Below are 16,841 nucleotides of genomic sequence, written 5' to 3' on the forward strand. Positions count from 1 at the left end.
CCCGCGGTTGGACTCCCTCCGCACCGTTTGGCAACCGCCCCGGCACCCGTTTTCCAGTGTTGTGGAGTACGGTCCCGTGTCGTACTGTCAACTAGGTTGATTAGCCACCCTATAGAAGTGTCGTTGCCGTCAGCGCCTCTCGCCGCTCATGAAAGGGTCACGGATGCAGCGGGTTTCGATCGGTCGCCGATTGAGCAAACGCTGGATGCTGCTGGTCGCGGTGGTCGTCGTCGCGGTGGCCGGCTTCGCGGTGTACCGCCTGCACGGCATCTTCGGCTCCCAAGACGTCACGTCCACCCCCAGCGGCGCGGGCAACGACATCGTCGCGTTCAACCCCAAGCACGTGGTCATGGAGGTTTTCGGTCCGCCGGGCACCGTCGCGACCGTCACCTACACCGACGTCAACGCCCAACCACAGCGCGCTGACAACGTCACGCTGCCCTGGGCCTACGACACCACCACCACCCAGCCGGCGGTCTTCGTCAACGTCACCGCCCAGGGCGACAGCGCCTCGCTCGGCTGCCGCATCAAGATCGACGACGTCGTCAAAGACGAGCGGACCGTCAACACCCTGAACGCCTTCACCTACTGCCTGGACAAGTCCGGATGAGTCACCGGATTCCGGACTTCATCCGGCGGTTCTCGGTGGTGATCGCGTTGTTCTGGCTGGGTTTGGCGGTGGTGACGAACGTCTTCGTTCCCCAGCTGGAGACCGTCGCCGAAAAACACAACGTGTCGCTGAGCCCGCAGGATTCGCCGTCGTTGCAGGCCGCCAAGCGGATCGGCAAGGTGTTCGGCGAGTTCGACTCCGACAGCTCGGCGATGATCGTCCTGGAAGGTGACCAGCCGCTCGGTGCCGACGCCCACCACTACTACGACGGCCTGATCAAGAAGCTCGAGCAGGACACCAAACACGTCCAGCACATCCAGGACTTCTGGGGAGATCCGCTCACGGCCGCGGGCTCGCAGAGCGCGGACGGCAAGGCGGCACTGGTGCAGCTGTATCTCGCCGGCAATCAGGGCGAGTCGTTGGCCAATGAGTCCGTCGACTCGGTGCGCGCCATCGTCAACAACAGTCCGCCGCCACCCGGCCTCCGGGCGTACGTCACCGGCGCCGCACCCCTGGTCACCGACCAGTTCGAGGTCGGGCGTCACGGCACACTGAAAACCACCCTGATCACGCTCGGGGTCATCGCGGTGATGCTGTTCTGGCTCTACCGCCGCCTCACCACGGTGTTCTTCGTGATCTTCACCGTGATGATCGAGCTGACCGCCTCCCGCGGATCGGTTGCCGTGCTCGCCAACGCCGGCATCATCGAGCTGTCGACGTACTCCACCAATCTGTTGACGCTGTTGGTGATCGCGGCCGGAACCGACTACGCGATATTCCTTCTCGGCCGCTTCCACGAAGCCCGGTACGCCGGGCAGGACCGCGTCACGGCGTTCAACACGATGTACCACGGCACCGCGCACATCATCCTGGGCTCAGGTCTGACGATCGCCGGCGCGGTGATGTGTCTGATGTTCACCCGGCTGCCGTATTTCAACAGCCTCGGCGTGCCGGCCGGCATCGGCGTGCTCATCGCCGTGATCGCGGCACTGACCCTCGCGCCCGCCCTGCTGGTCATCGGCCGCCACTTCGGCTTGTTCGAACCCGCCCGCCCGATGCGCACCCAGGGTTGGCGACGGATCGGCACCGCCATCGTCCGCTGGCCCGGCCCCATCCTGGTGGTGACGGTCGGCATCGCCCTCATCGGTCTGATCGCCCTGCCGAACTACAAGACCAGTTACGACGCCCGTGGCTACATGCCGGCCAGCGCACCGGCCAATGTGGGCTACACCGCCGCTGAACGCCATTTCACGCAGGCCCGGCTCAACCCCGAACTGCTGATGATCGAAGCCGACCACGATCTGCGCAACTCCACCGACATGATCCTGCTCGAGCGGGTCGCCAAAGCGGTCTTCCACACCGCGGGCATTGCGCAGGTGCAGGCGATCACCCGCCCGCTGGGCACGCCCCTGGACCATACGTCGATCCCGTTCCAGGTCAGCGCGGGCAGCCTGGGGCAGATCAACAACCTGCCGTTCCAGCAGGCCCGCAGCGCCGACCTGCTCAAGCAGGTGGGCGTGATCAACAACTCGATCGACATTCTGCGTCAGCAGTACGCGCTGCAGCAGCAGTCCGGTGAAGTCACCGACGAGCAGACCAAGGCATTCCAGGACACCGTCACCACGGCCCAGGACCTGCGCAACAAGATCGCCAACTTCGACGACTTCTTCCGGCCGCTGCGCAACTACTTCTACTGGGAGCCGCACTGTTACGACATCCCGGCCTGCGCGGCGCTGCGCTCGCTGTTCGACGCGCTCGACGGCATTGACGCGCTGACCGATCAGCTCGGCAATGTCGCTGGCAGCATTGCGAAACTCGATGCGCTGCAACCGAAGCTGCTCGCGCTGATCCCGCCGCAGATCCAGACCCAAGAGACCAACCGCGATCTGACCCTGACCAACTACGCCACCAACTCGGGCATCAACGACCAGGCGCAGGCGGCGCTGCAGAACTCGACGGCCCTGGGCCAGGCGTATGACGCCTCGAAGACCGACGACACGTTCTATCTGCCGCCCGAAGCGTTCACCAACCCCGAATTCCAGCGCGGCATGAAGTTGTTCATGTCACCGGACGGCAAGGCCGCCAGGATGATCATCACCCACGACGGGGATCCCGCTACACCCGAAGGCATTTCGCACATCGATTCGATTCGCAACGCCGCCCAGGAAGCCGTCAAGGGCACACCGCTGGCCGGGTCCAAGATTTTCATCGCCGGCACCGCGGCCACCTACAAGGACATCCAGGACGGCGCCAAATACGATCTGATGATCGCCGGGATTGCGGCGCTGAGCCTGATCCTGCTCGTCATGATGTTCATCACTCGAAGCATCGTCGCCGCATTCGTCATCGTGGGCACCGTGGCGCTGTCATTGGGTGCCTCGTTCGGGTTGTCGGTGTTGATCTGGCAGGACATCTTTGGGATCCACCTGTTCTGGATCGTGTTGGCGCTGGCCATCATCCTGCTGTTGGCAGTGGGTTCGGACTACAACCTGCTCTTGATCTCCCGGTTCCAAGAAGAGATACATGCGGGGCTGAATACCGGCATCATCCGGGCGATGGCCGGCTCGGGCGCGGTAGTGACGGCGGCCGGTCTGGTGTTCGCGGCGACCATGGCGTCGTTCATCTTTGCCGACTTACGAATTCTCGGTCAGATCGGTACGACGATCGCTCTCGGGCTGCTGTTCGACACTCTGATCGTGCGGTCCTTCATGACCCCGTCCGTCGCGGCCCTGCTTGGCCGTTGGTTCTGGTGGCCGTTGAAGGTGCGTCCGCGCCCCGCCAGCCGGATGCTGCAGCCGTACGGAACCCGTCAATCGGTCCGTCAGTTACTGCTGTGGGAAGACGGCGACCCCATCGGTAAAGCGCAGAAGTGACGAAAGTCAGGCGCTGCCAACGCTAGTGAGCTCATCGGCCGGCTCGGACGCCAGCACCGGGATATCGGCCAGCTTGCGCTTCATTCCGGCGACTCGGCGAAGCTGAGCGGCGATATTCATCGAGGTCAGCATCGGGATGCCGCCGATGAATGTCCGGAACGACGGATGGCCGCCGTCGAGGTGCAACATGAACAAGCAGCCGACCACATAGAAGAATCCCGTGGTGAACAGTGCGGCGGGGATAGCGTAGGCCAGTGGGGACCGCGCATCGGCGACCAGCTCGGACGCATAGTCGAATTCGTCTTGCGTCAGCGGCTCGCGCTTGCGGATTTTGGCGAGCACCGCCTTGTGCGCACCCACTTGATCACCCATCGGATGGGAGGTCCGCCGCTCCAGCCGGCCGATGTAGACGAACACACACGTGGCAAAGACGACGGCCATGACGGCGGCAAGGATGGTGAGGTCACCCCACGGGCCGAGATTCACGTGGTCGCTCCTTCGATCGGCATGCTTTCCCCCTAAAACGCTACCTGATCTAAGTAATCTTCCCGGACCTCACAGAAACCTGACAGGTTCGCGGTTAACGCCGGCTGCTCCGCTTCTCGTAGAGGGCTCGGTAGGCGCTATCGAGCACGGAGTCGATCGAGCGCCCGTCGCCCGGGTGGTGCACGGCGCAGCCGATCGTCAGTCCGACCGTTACCTGGGTGCGGTGACCGAGCGGGATCGGTGTGCAGTCCAGATCATCGGTGATCTGCTCGGCCAGGAGCGCCAACGCCGACTCATCGACAGAGTCGGTGATCACCAGGAACTCGTCGTCACCCCAGCGGGCGACCGTGTCGCGGTCTGATACGGCCTCGCGCAGGCGGCCGGCGACTTCGACCAGCAAGCGATCACCGGTGCGGTGCCCGTGTTGAGCGTTGACAGCCTTGAACCTTTCGATGTCGCAGAGCAGAACGCCGTAGCCAGACTCGCTCGCCTGGAGCCGCTCCAGGCGGTTCCAGCCGGCCGACCGATTGGCGAGCGCAGTAAGCGGATCGGTGGCGGCTTGGCGAGCCAGCTCCGCCTCCCGGATGCGCTCGGCTGTCACATCTACTATTTGAGATACGAAGTAGCGCGGGCGATCTCGGGAGGCATGCACGAGCACGACGGTGAGGGCACCCCACACGATGCGACCGTCGGATGCGATGTAGCGCTTGTCGATACGGTAGGAACGCCTGCGCCCCTCCAGGCAATCGTTGAGCAAGGACACGTCGGCGTCCAGATCGTCTGGGTGGGTGATCTCTTGGAAAGTGAGCTCGGCCAGCTCCCATTTGCTGTATCCGAGCATGACGCGCAGGGCCCGATTGGTGCGCAGGAACGTCCCGTCCAAACCGACCACAGCCATACCGATGGGCGAATGTGCAAGTGCCAGTCCGAATCGCCGCTCGCCGAGCAGGTCGACCTCCGCGTGAAGCAGGTCTGCTGGCTCCGCGGTCACCTCGGCAGGCTCAAAACCATGACCGATGGGCCTTGGCCGGCTGAGGTAAAAGCCCTGCGCCGCAGTGATACCGACGGCGGCGACGGCATCGAGTTCGCCTTGGTTCTCGACACCTTCGGCGATCACAGTGGCGCCCATCTGTCCGGCGAGCTCGGCGATCGCGTGAGCCAGTCGTCGCCGGGCATCGTCGGCGTCGATGTGGCGGGTGATCGACTGGTCGATCTTGACGAACTCTGGGCTCAACTCCAGGACATGGGAGAACGAGGAGAACCCGGCGCCGACATCGTCGACCGCGATCTGGACGCCTCGTGATCGGCACGGCTCCAATGCTTCTTCAAGCGCGCCGTAATCCAGGACGGCATCATGTTCGGTCAGTTCCAGCACAATCCGCGACGGATCGACACCGGCGAGCATCTGAGCCCACGGAACCACCAGCGTCGCTCCCGGTGAGATATTGACCGCCACAAAAACCTCTTGGGGCAACTGCGGCACCATGGAGATAACGCGGGCCAGGATCGCCGTCTCCAATTCGATCCCCAGCCCCAGCAGCGCCGCCTGAGCGAGAAAGGCGTCCGGGCGAAACGGTGCGTGGGGGAAGCGGGCCAGCGCCTCCACGCCCACCACCTTGCCGGAGGTCACGTCATGGACGGGCTGGAAAACTACCTCGAAGTCGCGCTGGTACACCACCTTTCGGACTGCCGCGCGCTGGGCAGCGGTAGTGTCCGGACCCTTATTCGGGGATTCGAGCAGCGTCCCGATGAGTTCGGCGATCTGCTTGACGACTCTCAGGTCGATATCGGCGAGGTGGGGCCGGGCTTGCCGGCTGACCGCGCACACCATCCCGATCGTCGCGCCGGCGGGGCTGAGTACCGGCACACCGACGTAGGCGCCGAGATTCCATTCTCCGGTGATTGGCAATGCGGCGGTCGTCTGATTGGCCGCCGTGTCCGGGATGATCGCCGGAAGCCGCCCGTCGATAACCCGCACGCAATACGAATCGGACAGCGAAGCCCGGTCGCCCGCCGAAATGTTGATCGCGGTGGTATCGCCCTCGAGCACCTCCATTGTCTGCATTCCGTCGTGGAACGAGGACAGCCACGCGGTGTCCAGGCCGAGCCGGGTTCGCAGCAGCCCCAGCAAGGTACGGACCAGTTCGACGGGGAGCTCTGGCCCCTCGTCTGAGAGAGGCTCGCCGTCCCCCTCGAACCGCATAGCCACCAGTGAACCCCACCACCAGCAGATCTGCACTGGAATGCCGGGGTCGGCACGGGCGTTGCCGGGGTAGCAACTTGTCGCCGACTGGGGAGGCCACGATCTATGGGGCGTGCACACGGCCAGCGGCCGACGCCGGCGCGGACCGTGATGCCTGCGATATTGGCGGTGCTGTTCGCCACCGGCTGGGCCGCCAACCACTTCACGGCGCTCTTGCCGGTGTTGGCTCACCGCGAGGGATTGGGCAGGACGGCAATTGACGGCGCGTTCGGTATCTACGCGGTCGGGTTGCTGCCAGGTCTGCTGGGTGGCGGAACATTGTCCGACCGGTGGGGCCGTCGGCCGCTGCTGCTGACCGGTGCCGCGGTGGCGGGCCTGGGTAACCTCGCGCTGCTGTGCTGGCACGACCAGACGGGAGTCTTCGTCGGTCGGCTCATCGTGGGAGCGGGTGTCGGGGTGGCGATGAGCGCAGGTACCGCGTGGAGCGCCGATATCGGCGGCGGGTCGGGTTCGGTGCTGGCTGGTGTGTCGCTGACCGCCGGATTCGGTTGTGGCCCGGTTACTTCCGCGCTGCTCGCCCAGTTCACGGCGGCGCCGGTCGATGTGCCGTTCGCGGTCTCGGTCGGCTTGTCGGCGGTAGCCGTGCTGATCGGCGCGCTGCTGGCCCGCACCGCGGACGCGTCCGGGCGTGCGGCATCCGACCGGGACGTTTCTCCTGACGCTGGCAGTGGGCAGGGTGTGGCGGCGGCGCTGGGGGCGGCGCTGCCGTTGGCGGTGTGGGTCTTCGCCAGCGCGACGGTATCGATGGTGACCATGGTTGAGCGGATGCATTACCGCTTCAGCGGGCCGCTGCTACCCGGTATGGCCGCAGCGTTGACGCTGACGTCCGGTGTCGCCATTCAAATGGTTGCCCGACGCAGGGGATGGGGTCCCAGCGCCGGCGCTGCCGGGGCGTTGGCCGCCGCAATCGGATTCGGCGCCGTCGCCGCTGCCGGGGCGACACCGCCACTTGCGGTCTTCGTCGCCGTCGCGCTCGTGCTGGGTATCGCATATGGTTTGTGCCTGCGGCAGGGCCTGGTCGACGTGGAAACCTTGTCGCCTCCCCGGTTACGCGGAACGTTGACCGGTATTTTCTGGGCCGTCACCTATCTGGGTTTCGGTCTGCCCGTGCTTCTGGTGACGATCGAGCCGGCGGTCGGCATCACCACGCCGATGATGGTGCTCAGCGTGGTTGCAGCTGCCATCGTGGTATTGCGCGCTCTGCGCGTGTCGTCGGCGAAACGCCCTGCTGCACATGCTGTTCGGGACGAAGCCGTGCGCAACGCGTCAAACTTCTGAATATTTTCGGCGCTTCAGCTAATTTGACCCGGTGAGACTGCTCATCGGATACCTGGCCACGCCTGGCGGCGCCGACGCATTAGCCCTTGGTGTGCGGTTGGCCCGAACGTTCGGCGCTGAACTGGACATCTGCGCGGTGCTTCCCGTTCCGATTCCCCTCAACATGGAATACCAGGGTGAGCTTGCCGACCAAGCCGAGCAGTGGCTCGATGCAGCGCTGAAGTCCGTGCCCGGCGATGTCACCGCGCACACCCACGTGAGCTTCCACGAGTCCTTTGCCGAGGGAATCAGCGAGGAGGCCGAGCGGTTGGGCGCCGCGGCGATTGTCGTCGGCGGCGCCGGCGGTGGCCTGGCCGGGGGATTCTCGCTGGGCTCGGTGGTCAATGAACTCTTGCACTCGGCTCCGGTCCCCGTCGTCGTCGCGCCGCGGGGTATCCGGCACTCGGACGTCGAGCGGGTCCGCAGTGTCACCTGCGCCGTCGGTATGCGACCGGGTGCCCAGCATCTCCTCGACATCGCGGTCCAGGTGAGCACCGCGGCGGGCACCCCACTGCGATTGGTGTCGCTCGTTCCACTCGATCAGTACGGCTCGAGGCATGAGGTCGGTCCCGAGGCGCTCCGGCAACAAGCGCTCGACCATGCCGCCCACACCTTGGCGACCGCGAGGGCTTCGCTGCCCGAGGGGTTTCCCGTCTCGGTGATGGTGGCTGACGGCGACACGGTGGAGGCGGCGGTGGAGAAACTCGACTGGCGCGACGGTGATCTCATCATGGTCGGCTCCAGCAGGCTGGCCCAGCCCAGGCGGCTGTTCCTTGGCTCGACGGCAGCGAAGATGCTGCGGGTCTTGCACGTCCCACTCGTGGTTGTTCCCCGTCAGGAAGGGTAAACCCCATGTCTGCGAGCACGTCCCCGCCGAAGTCACACCTGTCGAGGTCTCTGGGGCTGTGGGCCATTGTCGGCCTGGGTTTGGGATACATGACCCCCATGACGGTCTTCGATACGTTCGGGATCGTCTCGGGGGAGACCGACGGGGTGGTGCCGCTGGCCTACCTTGTCGCCCTGGTCGCGATGGTGTTTACCGCGATCAGCTACGGCCGGATGACACGCGTGTATCCGTCGGCAGGCTCGGCATACACCTACGCCTCGGAGACGATCCATCCGAACTTCGGATTCGTGGTCGGCTGGTCCTCCCTGTTGGATTATCTGTTGCTACCGATGGTGAATGCGGTCATCGCACGCATCTACTTCGAATCCTTCTTCCCGTCGGCGCCGGCATGGATTTTCGTCGTCGCCTACGTCGCCGGCATCACGGCCCTGAATTACCTGAGCATGAAGGGCACGTCGCGGGTCAACGGCATCCTGGTGGTCTTCCAGGTGGTGCTCATCGGGGCGTTTCTGGTGCTGGCATCGGTGGCGCTGAGCAAGGGCGTCGGCCACGGCACGATCTTCACCCTCGACCCGCTCGTTCACGAGGGCGTCCAGATGCAGGCGGTGATCGCTGGGGCGACCGTGGTGTGCTTCTCGTTCATCGGCTTTGACGCGATCACGATGTACGCGGAGGAAGCCAAATCGCCCGATGTCGTGCCCAGGGCCATCGTGCTGGCATTGCTCATCGGCGGCGCCATCTTCTTCGCGGCCGCGTGGTTCAGTCAGTCGGTGTTCCCGACCCTCGATGGTTTCGAAATCACCGACGACACGCTGCCGGAGATGGCGCTGAAGGTCGGCGGCATGCTGTTCAAGGTCTTCTTCGTGTCAGCGGCTCTGGCAGCGGTCGTCGCGTCGAGCCTCGCCTCGCATGCCAGCGTGGCGCGGATGATTTACGTGATGGGCCGCAACGGCAAGGGCCGATTCGGCCGGTTCCTGTCCTACATCCACCCGAGCTTCCTCACCCCGACCCATGCCGTCCTCATCGTCGGCGTCGTGTCACTGCTGGCGGTGAAATTCACCCTCGAGTTCGCATCATCGATGATCAACTTTGGTGCGCTCATCGCCTTCACCGTGGTGAACCTGACCATCATCGTGTTTTTCGCCTTCCGGCTGAAACGACGGCACACGCCGAAGGAGATCTTCACCAACATCGTCCTTCCGGCGATCGGCATGGTGCTGACCGGGGCGCTGTGGGTCAACCTGCATTTCGATGCGCTGTTGTACGGCGGGATCTGGCTGGGCATCGGGATCATCGTGCTGGTGTATCTGACCAAGGGCTTCCGCGAGCAGCTGACCATGCGTATCGAGGAAGAGACGCTCGCCGAGGAAGGCACGCCGGTCACCCACATCAAGCACGGGCGGGAGTGACGTTGGCGCCGCCTCTCAGCGGAACCGCACGCCCATCGTCGCTAGCCCAAAGATTTTGCGCCCGCCGGACTTTGCGCCGACAAGCACCACACCCGAACGGGTTTCAGGATCCAGCGATTTGATCTTGCCGCTGAACTCGATGTCGGCGCCCTCCTTGGCAGAGACGACAGCGGGCTGGGACAGCCGCACCGCAAAGCGGGTCACCGCACCGGGGTCACCCGACCACGTGGAGTGAAAACCCGCACCCAAGCCCATGGTGAGCATGCCGTGGGCGATCACATCGGGCAGCCCGGCCAGCTTGGCGATCTCCTCGTCCCAGTGAATCGGATTGGCGTCGCCGGCCACCCCGGCGTAATTCACCAAATCGCCGCGCGAGAGCCGGGTGTGGTGCACCGTCAACTCGTCGCCGACGTTGACGGCGTCGAAAGACGGTGTCCCCGGCGTGCGGGTCAACCCACCCTGCGAGATCCGAATCTCGCCGGCCGGCCGCACCTCTTTCTCGTATGCGCCATCCGATCCGGGAATGTCGAGGATGTTCATGTCGTGCATCATCGCCTTCTGCACGGCCGCCTTGACCCCGGCGTCGATGTCCTCGCCGGTCACGCCGACGACCGTCGTGTGCAGGGTGTGCACCCGCTCACCGTCGGCGTCGGTGAAGGTGTTCGTGACGGTGATGAAATCTCGGCCCGCGGTCCGGCGGACGGAGGTCAGCTCGACGTCGATGACCAGTTCGTCACCGGCCACGATCGGGCGGTGTTGCTCGAAAACCTCTTCGGTCTGCAGATAGGTGTCGTAACCGACGACGATCTCTTCGAACATGCGGCGATTGCATTGCATGCCCGGCGCCGAGGTGAACGTCAGGGGCGCGATGACGTCCGAATAGCCCAGCTCAGCAGCGGCGGCAACATCCCAGTGCGCGGGGTGGTAGTCCTGCACCGCGCGGGCGTATTCGCGCAGCTTCTCGCGGCCGACCAGGTAGGTGCCGTCCATCTGGTAGTAGTGGCCGACCCGAGCTTCAAGCGGCGACGTATCTGCTGGTGCAGTCATGTATTGCTCAACTTCTCTTTTCACTGGTTCGCTGAAGCCGACCAAAGCACACTAACGCGCTCACGCCAGGGCAATACACGCCGATACGATTCGTCCATCTAAGCGAACCGAGCTTACGGCGGTTGGGGTGAGCGATGACCGGAGCGCCGACGGCCTGCCCTTATTGCGGGGCTGACCTCGACGGCACTGGCACGTGCGCGCGTTGCGGAGGGGTGACGACGCCTCTTGCTTTGACCGGATGGCGCCCGGATCCGACTGCCCGCCACGAAGGGCGGTATTACGTCGCGGGTCGGCCGACTCAGCGAGTACGCAACGGTCGGGCCGAATCCAGTGACCCCACCGGTGGGCAGATGCTGCCCGCCTACGTCGAAGTGCCGGCCGCGCGATCGAGTATTCGATCGACCTGGCTGGCGACCGGTGTGACGACCGCGGTGATCGTGATGGTGGGCGCGGTGATCGGCGCGCTGCTGTGGGCACGACACCGGCCAGCGACGCCGCCCGACACTGACTACATCCAGGCACTGGAAACCGCGGGACTGATGAATCAATTCAATTCCGAGGCCAATGCCGTCGCCCATGGGCATGACGTATGCACTCAGCTGGAACATGGCGGGCCGCAACAGGGACTGCTGGCCGACAAGATCGCCGTCGACGCGTTCTGCCCGCAATTCAACCAGGGTTTCCGCATTCTCGACTCAGCCAAGATCTCGGGGGTTTTCGTCCTCACGGACAGCCTCGGCACCGGTTCGATCGAAGCCGACGGACAAACGTGCCACGGAACGGACGGGTACGCCGACATCGGCCGCACCACTGCGGTGACGGTCAAGAACGGCAAGGGCGAAGTCCTCACGTCGACATCGCTTGGCCCCGGGACGGGGAACAGTGCGACGTGCACGTTCTCGTTCACCTTCCCCATCACCGAGGGTCAAGACCGCTACGTCGTATCCGTCGGCCGCCGAGGCGAATTCAGCTACAGCTTCGAGCAACTGCGGTCCCACGGCGTTCAGATACGGCTTGGTCGCTAGGCGACTGCTGGAAAGGGTCGTTTGCAAGTCGGCGCCCAGGAGGCTGGGTCTGGCGGAATTAACCCAGCCTCCTTTAGGGTTGTCGCCACCAGGACTCGGAAAAGGGAGACTTCGATGACACAACAGATCACCGCACTGGTAACCGGTGCCAATCGTGGATTAGGACGACAGCTGGCCGCCGAGCTGCTGTCGCGGGGAGCGAAGGTCTACGCGGCGGCCCGCCGGCCAGAGACTGTGGACCTACCCGGCGTGGTGCCGATCCAGCTCGACATCACCGACCTGGCTTCGGTGCGCGCCGCGGCGGCCATCGCCGGCGACGTCACGGTGCTGCTGAACAACGCCGGCGTCTCGACCCAGGCGGATCTTCTCACCGGACCGATCGAGGACATCCGCTTGGAGATGGAGACGCACTACTTCGGAACGCTGAACGTGATCCGAGAGTTCGTGCCGATCATCGAGAAGAACGGTGGCGGTGCTGTCCTGGACGTGTTGTCGGTGCTGTCGTGGTACCACGTGCCCGCATTCGGTGCCTACTCGGCGGCGAAGGCCGCCGGTTGGGCGATGACCGACGCGTTGCGAACTGAGTTGGCGCCCAAAGGAATTACCGTCTCAGCGCTGCACGTCGGCTTCATGGACACCGATATGGCCAGTTTTGTCCCCGATGACCAGAAGACCGCCCCCGCACTGGTCGCCAAGCAGGCCGTCGAGGGACTGCTGGCCGGCCAGGCCGAGATTCTGGCCGACGACTTGACTCGGCAGGTGAAGGCGGGGCTCTCCTCCGCGAACAACTAGGACGCCCAACTCTGACCAGGGTCGGCCGGGAAAAGTCTCAGTCGTCCCCGGCGGCGACCAGCGGACGTAATTTCACCGACGGATTGTCCTCTTGGAACCCCTGCAGTCGCCACTTTGTGGTGAACAACGCCAGCATGACGCCATCGGTGCGGGTGAGGACTTCCATCGACACCTGCTTCTCGACGAACTCGGCGTCATCGGGGTCGACGGCGCGGGCGACGGTGTAGGGCAGACCCTCCAGCGAGATAGGTGCGTTGAACTCGGTGGCCATCCGGTGGCTGGTGACCTCGAACTGCAGGGGACCGACGGCGGCGAGCACGGGTGCCTGATCGCCGCGCCGGTTGGAGCGCAGAACCTGCACAACGCCCTCCTGCTCCAGCTGTTCGATGCCCTTGCGGAATTGCTTGTGCTTGCTCGGGTCGGTGCCACGGGCGACGGAGAAATGCTCGGGGGAGAAGCTCGGTATTGGCGGGAACTGCACGGGAATGTCCCGGAACAGGGTGTCTCCCGGACGTAACGCGGCGGCGTTGGCCAAACCGATCACGTCGCCGGGCCACGCGTTGTCCAATGTCGAGCGCTGCTGACCGAACACCGACTGCGCGTACTTGGTCACGAACGGTTTGCCCGTGGCGGCATGGGTGAGGACGTCGCCGCGTTCGAATGTGCCCGAGCACACCCGGGCGTAGGCAATACGGTCGCGGTGGGCGGAGTCCATACCGGCTTGAACCTTGAAGACGAACGCGCTGAATGGCGAGTCGACCGGGCGCACATCGCCGTTCACGTCGGCCTGCCCGCTGGGCGCGGGTGCCAGCCGGACCAAGTTGTCCAGCAGCTGATTCACCCCGAAGTTCAGTGCGGCCGAGGTGAACAGGACGGGAGTCGTCACGCCCTGCAGAAAGAGCTCCTGGTCGTGATCCCCGTCGTCGGCGGCGATCAGTTCACATTCTTCGACCGCGTTGTCCCAGTCGATACCGGCGGCGTCGTGGGCCCGGTCCGGTGCGATGTGCTCTTCAGGTGCCGCGGTGGCGCCGCCGGCGGTGCGGGTGAACCGAATGAAATTGCCGGTGCGGCGATCCAGAACGCCCTTGAAGTCGCCCGCGATGCCGACCGGCCACGTCAGCGGGGTGGGTTTGAGTCCGATGCGCTCCTGGATCTCGTCGAGCAGCTCCAGCGCGTGGCGACCGGGGCGGTCCCACTTGTTGATCACGGTGAGGATCGGAAGGCCGCGGTGCTTGCACACCTGAAACAGCTTGAGGGTCTGCGGCTCCAGGCCCTTGGCGGCGTCGATCAGCATGACGGCACAATCGACGGCGGACAGCACCCGGTAGGTGTCTTCGGAAAAGTCCGCGTGCCCCGGGGTGTCGAGCAGGTTGATGACGCAGTCCTGCCCATCCGGCGAGAGGTAGGGGAACTGCAGTGCCGTCGAGGTGATGGAAATGCCCCTGGCCTGCTCCATTTCCATCCAGTCCGACACCGTGGCGCGTCGCCCGGCTTTGCCGTGGATGGCGCCCGCTTGCGTGATCACCCTGGCGTGCAGGACCAGCGCCTCGGTCAGTGTCGACTTACCGGCGTCTGGGTGGCTGATGACGGCGAAGGTGCGCCGGCGGCCGGCTTCAGCCACCAGTCGGTTTGCCGCAGCCGTCCCGGTAGGGGCTGTCTGAATATCCAGGTCGTGATCACTCATTGCGCAGTCGATCGTATTTGCCGACGACGCAAAACCTGTAATCGTGCAGTGCTGCTCAGGCCGCGATCGTGGCTTCTGCGGCAGGAGTGACGTAGGCGGTGATGGTCTGGTAGTCGTTTGCCGCCCAGGCGCTCATGAACACGTCCAACTTGACGGCCATCCCCTGGCCCTTGGTCAGGAAGGCACTGTCGTTGACGTACACGATGTCGTTGACCGTGTCGATGCCCAAGACGGTGATGGCGTGATTGGCCGTGACGGCTCCGCCCGGTGCGGCGCGCCCCCAGGCGATGTTGGCATTGACGGTCACGATGACCGATTCTCCAGCGGTCAGCGCGCCTTTGACGTTGTCGAGCGCGGCAGTGCCCTGGCCCTTGGAGAACTGGGTCGAGGTCGCGGTGATTCCGTGGTTCTCCAGCAGTGCCAGGGCGTCGGCGTACGCGACGTAGGTGTCTTTGACCGGGTCGTAGATCATCTTGCCGGGCGTCACGGTGCTCGGGGTGGTGGCCGCCTCGTCGGTGATCTGCTGTGCGGTTGGCATGTTGTCGATGCCCTTGAGTTGCCCGATCACCATGGCGGTGGACATCAGGACGCACCGGTTGGTATTGCCCTGGGGGACGAAGTAGACCTCTTTGGCGGCGGGATTACCGATGAGGCCGGGCGTATCCCCCGCCGGGATGTCCGGCTGCTGCGGCTGCCGGTTGGGGCCAATGATGGCCTCGAGGTCGTAGCGCAGGGTGGTCAGATTGTCCTGGATGCCCTCGATCTGGTGCTTGACGAGTAGCTCGATGTTGCGGCGCAGGGTGTCGAGGTCCCGGCGCGCGGCGTCCAAGCCCGCCACGATCGCTTGCTGAACCTCAGCCGGGGTGGGAAGACGTTGGGCCCGAGTTTGTTTGGCAGATGCGCCAGGCGTGGAGATGTCGCTGGCGGCCGGGGTTGCCGCGGCCAGCGCACTCGCCGCGACCGGCGTGCGCTTGCTGGTGGGCAGCTGCACCACGGGTGCCGAATAGTCGCTGCGGGTGCTGACTGTGCGGGCTGGCTTGGGCCTGCCCGCTGTGCTGGTCGAGGGGCGAGCCGATCGGGCCGACGACGATGAACTGCTCGACGCCGAGGAGCTGCTGGGCGAGTGTCCGGAATTGTCGGGAGCGGCCGAGGCTACCGCCGCGCCGGCGCCGGAGGCGATCAGCAAACCGGCGCCGACCGCGAACCCGAGTGTCGTGATTCGCCCAGCCCGCTTAGTGGAAGTCACGTCGGCCCCCGCCCGTAGCACCGTGAATGAGAGTTGATAGCCGAGACGTGGTGCCCCGATGCGTCCGGTTCACAACGCAGGGGGCGGTCATACGGAGATGCTTTCACGCGCCGACGGTGACGTGGCTTGTGCTGTGGCGGGGGCCAATTCGGCGATGATGGCCGTGTAGCGGCTGGCCTGCCAGGCATCGAGGAAGTCTTCGAGCGACATCGTCAGGTTCTGGCCCGCAGGATTGGCGCCGTCGTTGAGGTAGACGAGGTTCTTGGTGATGTTGATCCCGAGCAGCACCGCCTGGTGCTCGGTCGTCCACACTTCCTGATTGCTGGTGTTGCTGGAGATGACCTTGCCGTCGATACTCACAATCACCGACTTGCCTTGCGACAACGCGGTTTCGATAGTGTCCAGCGCGCGTTGCTCCTGGCTCTTGGTGTAGTAGACAGTCGTCACCTTGATCCCGTGGGTTTCCATCAGCTGGACCGCATCGGTGGCCCACACCCAGTCGTAGGTATCGGTGCCCAGGTACATGGCCCGGCCCGGGCGAGCGACACTATCGGTGTTCATCGCTTCGGTGATGATGTCCTGCGCAGTCACGGTTTCACCCTTGAGCGCACTGATGACCATCGCCGCGGCCATCAGGTTCGAGGTCTGGGCGCCCCCGGCCGCCCAGTACTGGGCGTTGGCCAGGTTGCCGTAGATGATCTGCTTGTTGGGGTTGAAGACGCGCTCGAGGTCGATCCGCAGTACGACCAAGTTGTTCTGGAAGCCGATGATCTGGTTTTGGACGAGCGTTTCGATCTTCTGGCGAAGCTCATCGAGGTTCTGCCGCACGGTGCTGAGCCCTGCGACGACGGCCTGCTGGAATTCGGCTGGAGTGGGAAGTGCGGGACTGCGTTTCGGTGCGGCCAGTTTGGCCGACGCCGTGGGGACGGCCGCGATCTCGTCGGCTGCCGCAGCGCTGGCCGCGACCGGTGTGCGCTTGCCGGCCTGCAGCTGGACGACGGGTGCCGAGTATTCGCTACGAGTGCTGACCGTTCGGGCCGGCGTGGGCTTGGCCGCCGTGCGGGCCGAGCGGGCCGACGATGTGTGCCCTGATGCCGATGAGCTGTTACTCGCTGACTGCCCGGACCCGTCGGGTGCGGCTGCGGCCACCGCTGCGTCGGCGCCAGAGGCGATCAGCAAACCGGCTCCGACGGCGAATCCGAACGTCGTGATTCGCCCAGCTCGCTTGATGGATGTCACGCT

Annotated in this window: 13 protein-coding genes; 7 read left to right on the plus strand and 6 right to left on the minus strand. The window is 64.8% G+C overall.

The genetic code is table 11. The annotated features are described in order from the left end of the window. Positions 1-163 precede the first annotated feature (163 nt). Together G6N38_RS11380 and G6N38_RS11385 are read left to right on the plus strand one after the other, a co-directional pair. Positions 164-610, plus strand: a complete 447-nt coding sequence (locus G6N38_RS11380; RefSeq protein ID WP_179968508.1) for an MmpS family transport accessory protein — start codon at positions 164-166, stop codon at positions 608-610. Next, the gene (locus tag G6N38_RS11385) at positions 607-3,483 is read left to right on the plus strand and encodes an MMPL/RND family transporter (protein ID WP_163747619.1); all 2,877 of its coding nucleotides are present in this window, start codon (positions 607-609) and stop codon (positions 3,481-3,483) included. Before G6N38_RS11380 ends, G6N38_RS11385 begins: the two co-directional genes overlap by 4 nt. Before the next feature lie 6 nt (positions 3,484-3,489). Here the strand turns inward: G6N38_RS11385 and G6N38_RS11390 are convergent, their stop codons facing one another. Both G6N38_RS11390 and G6N38_RS11395 read right to left on the minus strand, forming a co-directional pair. Then, the gene (locus G6N38_RS11390) at positions 3,490-3,969 is read right to left on the minus strand and encodes a hypothetical protein (RefSeq protein ID WP_163747620.1); all 480 of its coding nucleotides are present in this window, start codon (positions 3,967-3,969) and stop codon (positions 3,490-3,492) included. 94 nt (positions 3,970-4,063) lie between these two features. Further along, positions 4,064-6,172, minus strand: a complete 2,109-nt coding sequence (locus G6N38_RS11395; RefSeq protein WP_163751943.1) for an EAL domain-containing protein — start codon at positions 6,170-6,172, stop codon at positions 4,064-4,066. 105 nt (positions 6,173-6,277) lie between these two features. Here G6N38_RS11395 and G6N38_RS11400 point away from each other — a divergent pair, with 105 nt between their 5' ends. The 3 genes from G6N38_RS11400 (at position 6,278) to G6N38_RS11410 (ending at position 9,805) form a co-directional block, all read left to right on the plus strand. Continuing rightward, positions 6,278-7,510 carry an MFS transporter gene (locus G6N38_RS11400; protein ID WP_246227875.1) on the plus strand — a complete coding sequence of 411 codons (1,233 nt, stop codon included), beginning with the start codon at positions 6,278-6,280 and terminating at the stop codon, positions 7,508-7,510. A 31-nt stretch (positions 7,511-7,541) separates the two neighbouring features. Next, a complete protein-coding gene (locus G6N38_RS11405) occupies positions 7,542-8,396 on the plus strand; it encodes a universal stress protein (RefSeq protein ID WP_163747621.1) in 855 nt (284 codons plus the stop codon). A gap of 98 nt (positions 8,397-8,494) precedes the next feature. After that, positions 8,495-9,805, plus strand: coding sequence for an APC family permease (locus G6N38_RS11410; protein ID WP_220101385.1), 1,311 nt, complete (start codon positions 8,495-8,497; stop codon positions 9,803-9,805). 15 nt (positions 9,806-9,820) lie between these two features. On the opposite strand, the gene G6N38_RS11415 is transcribed toward G6N38_RS11410, so the two are convergent. After that, positions 9,821-10,852 (minus strand): fused (3R)-hydroxyacyl-ACP dehydratase subunits HadA/HadB, encoded by a 1,032-nt coding sequence (locus G6N38_RS11415; protein WP_163747623.1) that lies wholly within the window; start codon positions 10,850-10,852, stop codon positions 9,821-9,823. 134 nt (positions 10,853-10,986) lie between these two features. Between G6N38_RS11415 and G6N38_RS11420 the strand changes: the two genes are divergently transcribed. Then, positions 10,987-11,877: a DUF732 domain-containing protein gene (locus tag G6N38_RS11420; RefSeq protein ID WP_163747624.1), complete on the plus strand. Its 891-nt coding sequence runs from the start codon at positions 10,987-10,989 to the stop codon at positions 11,875-11,877. Between the two features lie 114 nt (positions 11,878-11,991). Further along, complete coding sequence (locus tag G6N38_RS11425; protein WP_163747625.1) at positions 11,992-12,669, plus strand: SDR family oxidoreductase; 678 nt, start codon at positions 11,992-11,994, stop codon at positions 12,667-12,669. A gap of 37 nt (positions 12,670-12,706) precedes the next feature. Here the strand turns inward: G6N38_RS11425 and G6N38_RS11430 are convergent, their stop codons facing one another. From G6N38_RS11430 to G6N38_RS11440, 3 genes are all read right to left on the minus strand, one after another. Beyond that, positions 12,707-14,353 (minus strand): peptide chain release factor 3, encoded by a 1,647-nt coding sequence (locus tag G6N38_RS11430; RefSeq protein ID WP_163747626.1) that lies wholly within the window; start codon positions 14,351-14,353, stop codon positions 12,707-12,709. A 55-nt stretch (positions 14,354-14,408) separates the two neighbouring features. Beyond that, a complete protein-coding gene (locus G6N38_RS11435; protein ID WP_163747627.1) occupies positions 14,409-15,599 on the minus strand; it encodes a C39 family peptidase in 1,191 nt (396 codons plus the stop codon). A gap of 87 nt (positions 15,600-15,686) precedes the next feature. Further along, positions 15,687-16,838 (minus strand): C39 family peptidase, encoded by a 1,152-nt coding sequence (locus G6N38_RS11440; protein WP_163747628.1) that lies wholly within the window; start codon positions 16,836-16,838, stop codon positions 15,687-15,689. Between the last annotated feature and the right edge of the window lie 3 nt (positions 16,839-16,841).

Source organism: Mycolicibacterium helvum, assembly GCF_010731895.1.
Taxonomy (GTDB): domain Bacteria; phylum Actinomycetota; class Actinomycetes; order Mycobacteriales; family Mycobacteriaceae; genus Mycobacterium; species Mycobacterium helvum.

What these genes read in the sequence shown, in the direction of transcription:
- G6N38_RS11380 (WP_179968508.1), top strand. Translation starts at nt 164, where the DNA reads ATGCAGCGGGTTTCGATCGGTCGCCGATTGAGCAAACGCTGGATGCTG.
- G6N38_RS11385 (WP_163747619.1), top strand. Translation starts at nt 607, where the DNA reads ATGAGTCACCGGATTCCGGACTTCATCCGGCGGTTCTCGGTGGTGATC.
- G6N38_RS11395 (WP_163751943.1), bottom strand. Translation starts at nt 6,172, where the DNA reads ATGCGGTTCGAGGGGGACGGCGAGCCTCTCTCAGACGAGGGGCCAGAG.
- G6N38_RS11400 (WP_246227875.1), top strand. Translation starts at nt 6,278, where the DNA reads ATGGGGCGTGCACACGGCCAGCGGCCGACGCCGGCGCGGACCGTGATG.
- G6N38_RS11410 (WP_220101385.1), top strand. Translation starts at nt 8,495, where the DNA reads ATGACGGTCTTCGATACGTTCGGGATCGTCTCGGGGGAGACCGACGGG.
- G6N38_RS11415 (WP_163747623.1), bottom strand. Translation starts at nt 10,852, where the DNA reads ATGACTGCACCAGCAGATACGTCGCCGCTTGAAGCTCGGGTCGGCCAC.
- G6N38_RS11420 (WP_163747624.1), top strand. Translation starts at nt 10,987, where the DNA reads ATGACCGGAGCGCCGACGGCCTGCCCTTATTGCGGGGCTGACCTCGAC.
- G6N38_RS11425 (WP_163747625.1), top strand. Translation starts at nt 11,992, where the DNA reads ATGACACAACAGATCACCGCACTGGTAACCGGTGCCAATCGTGGATTA.
- G6N38_RS11430 (WP_163747626.1), bottom strand. Translation starts at nt 14,353, where the DNA reads ATGAGTGATCACGACCTGGATATTCAGACAGCCCCTACCGGGACGGCT.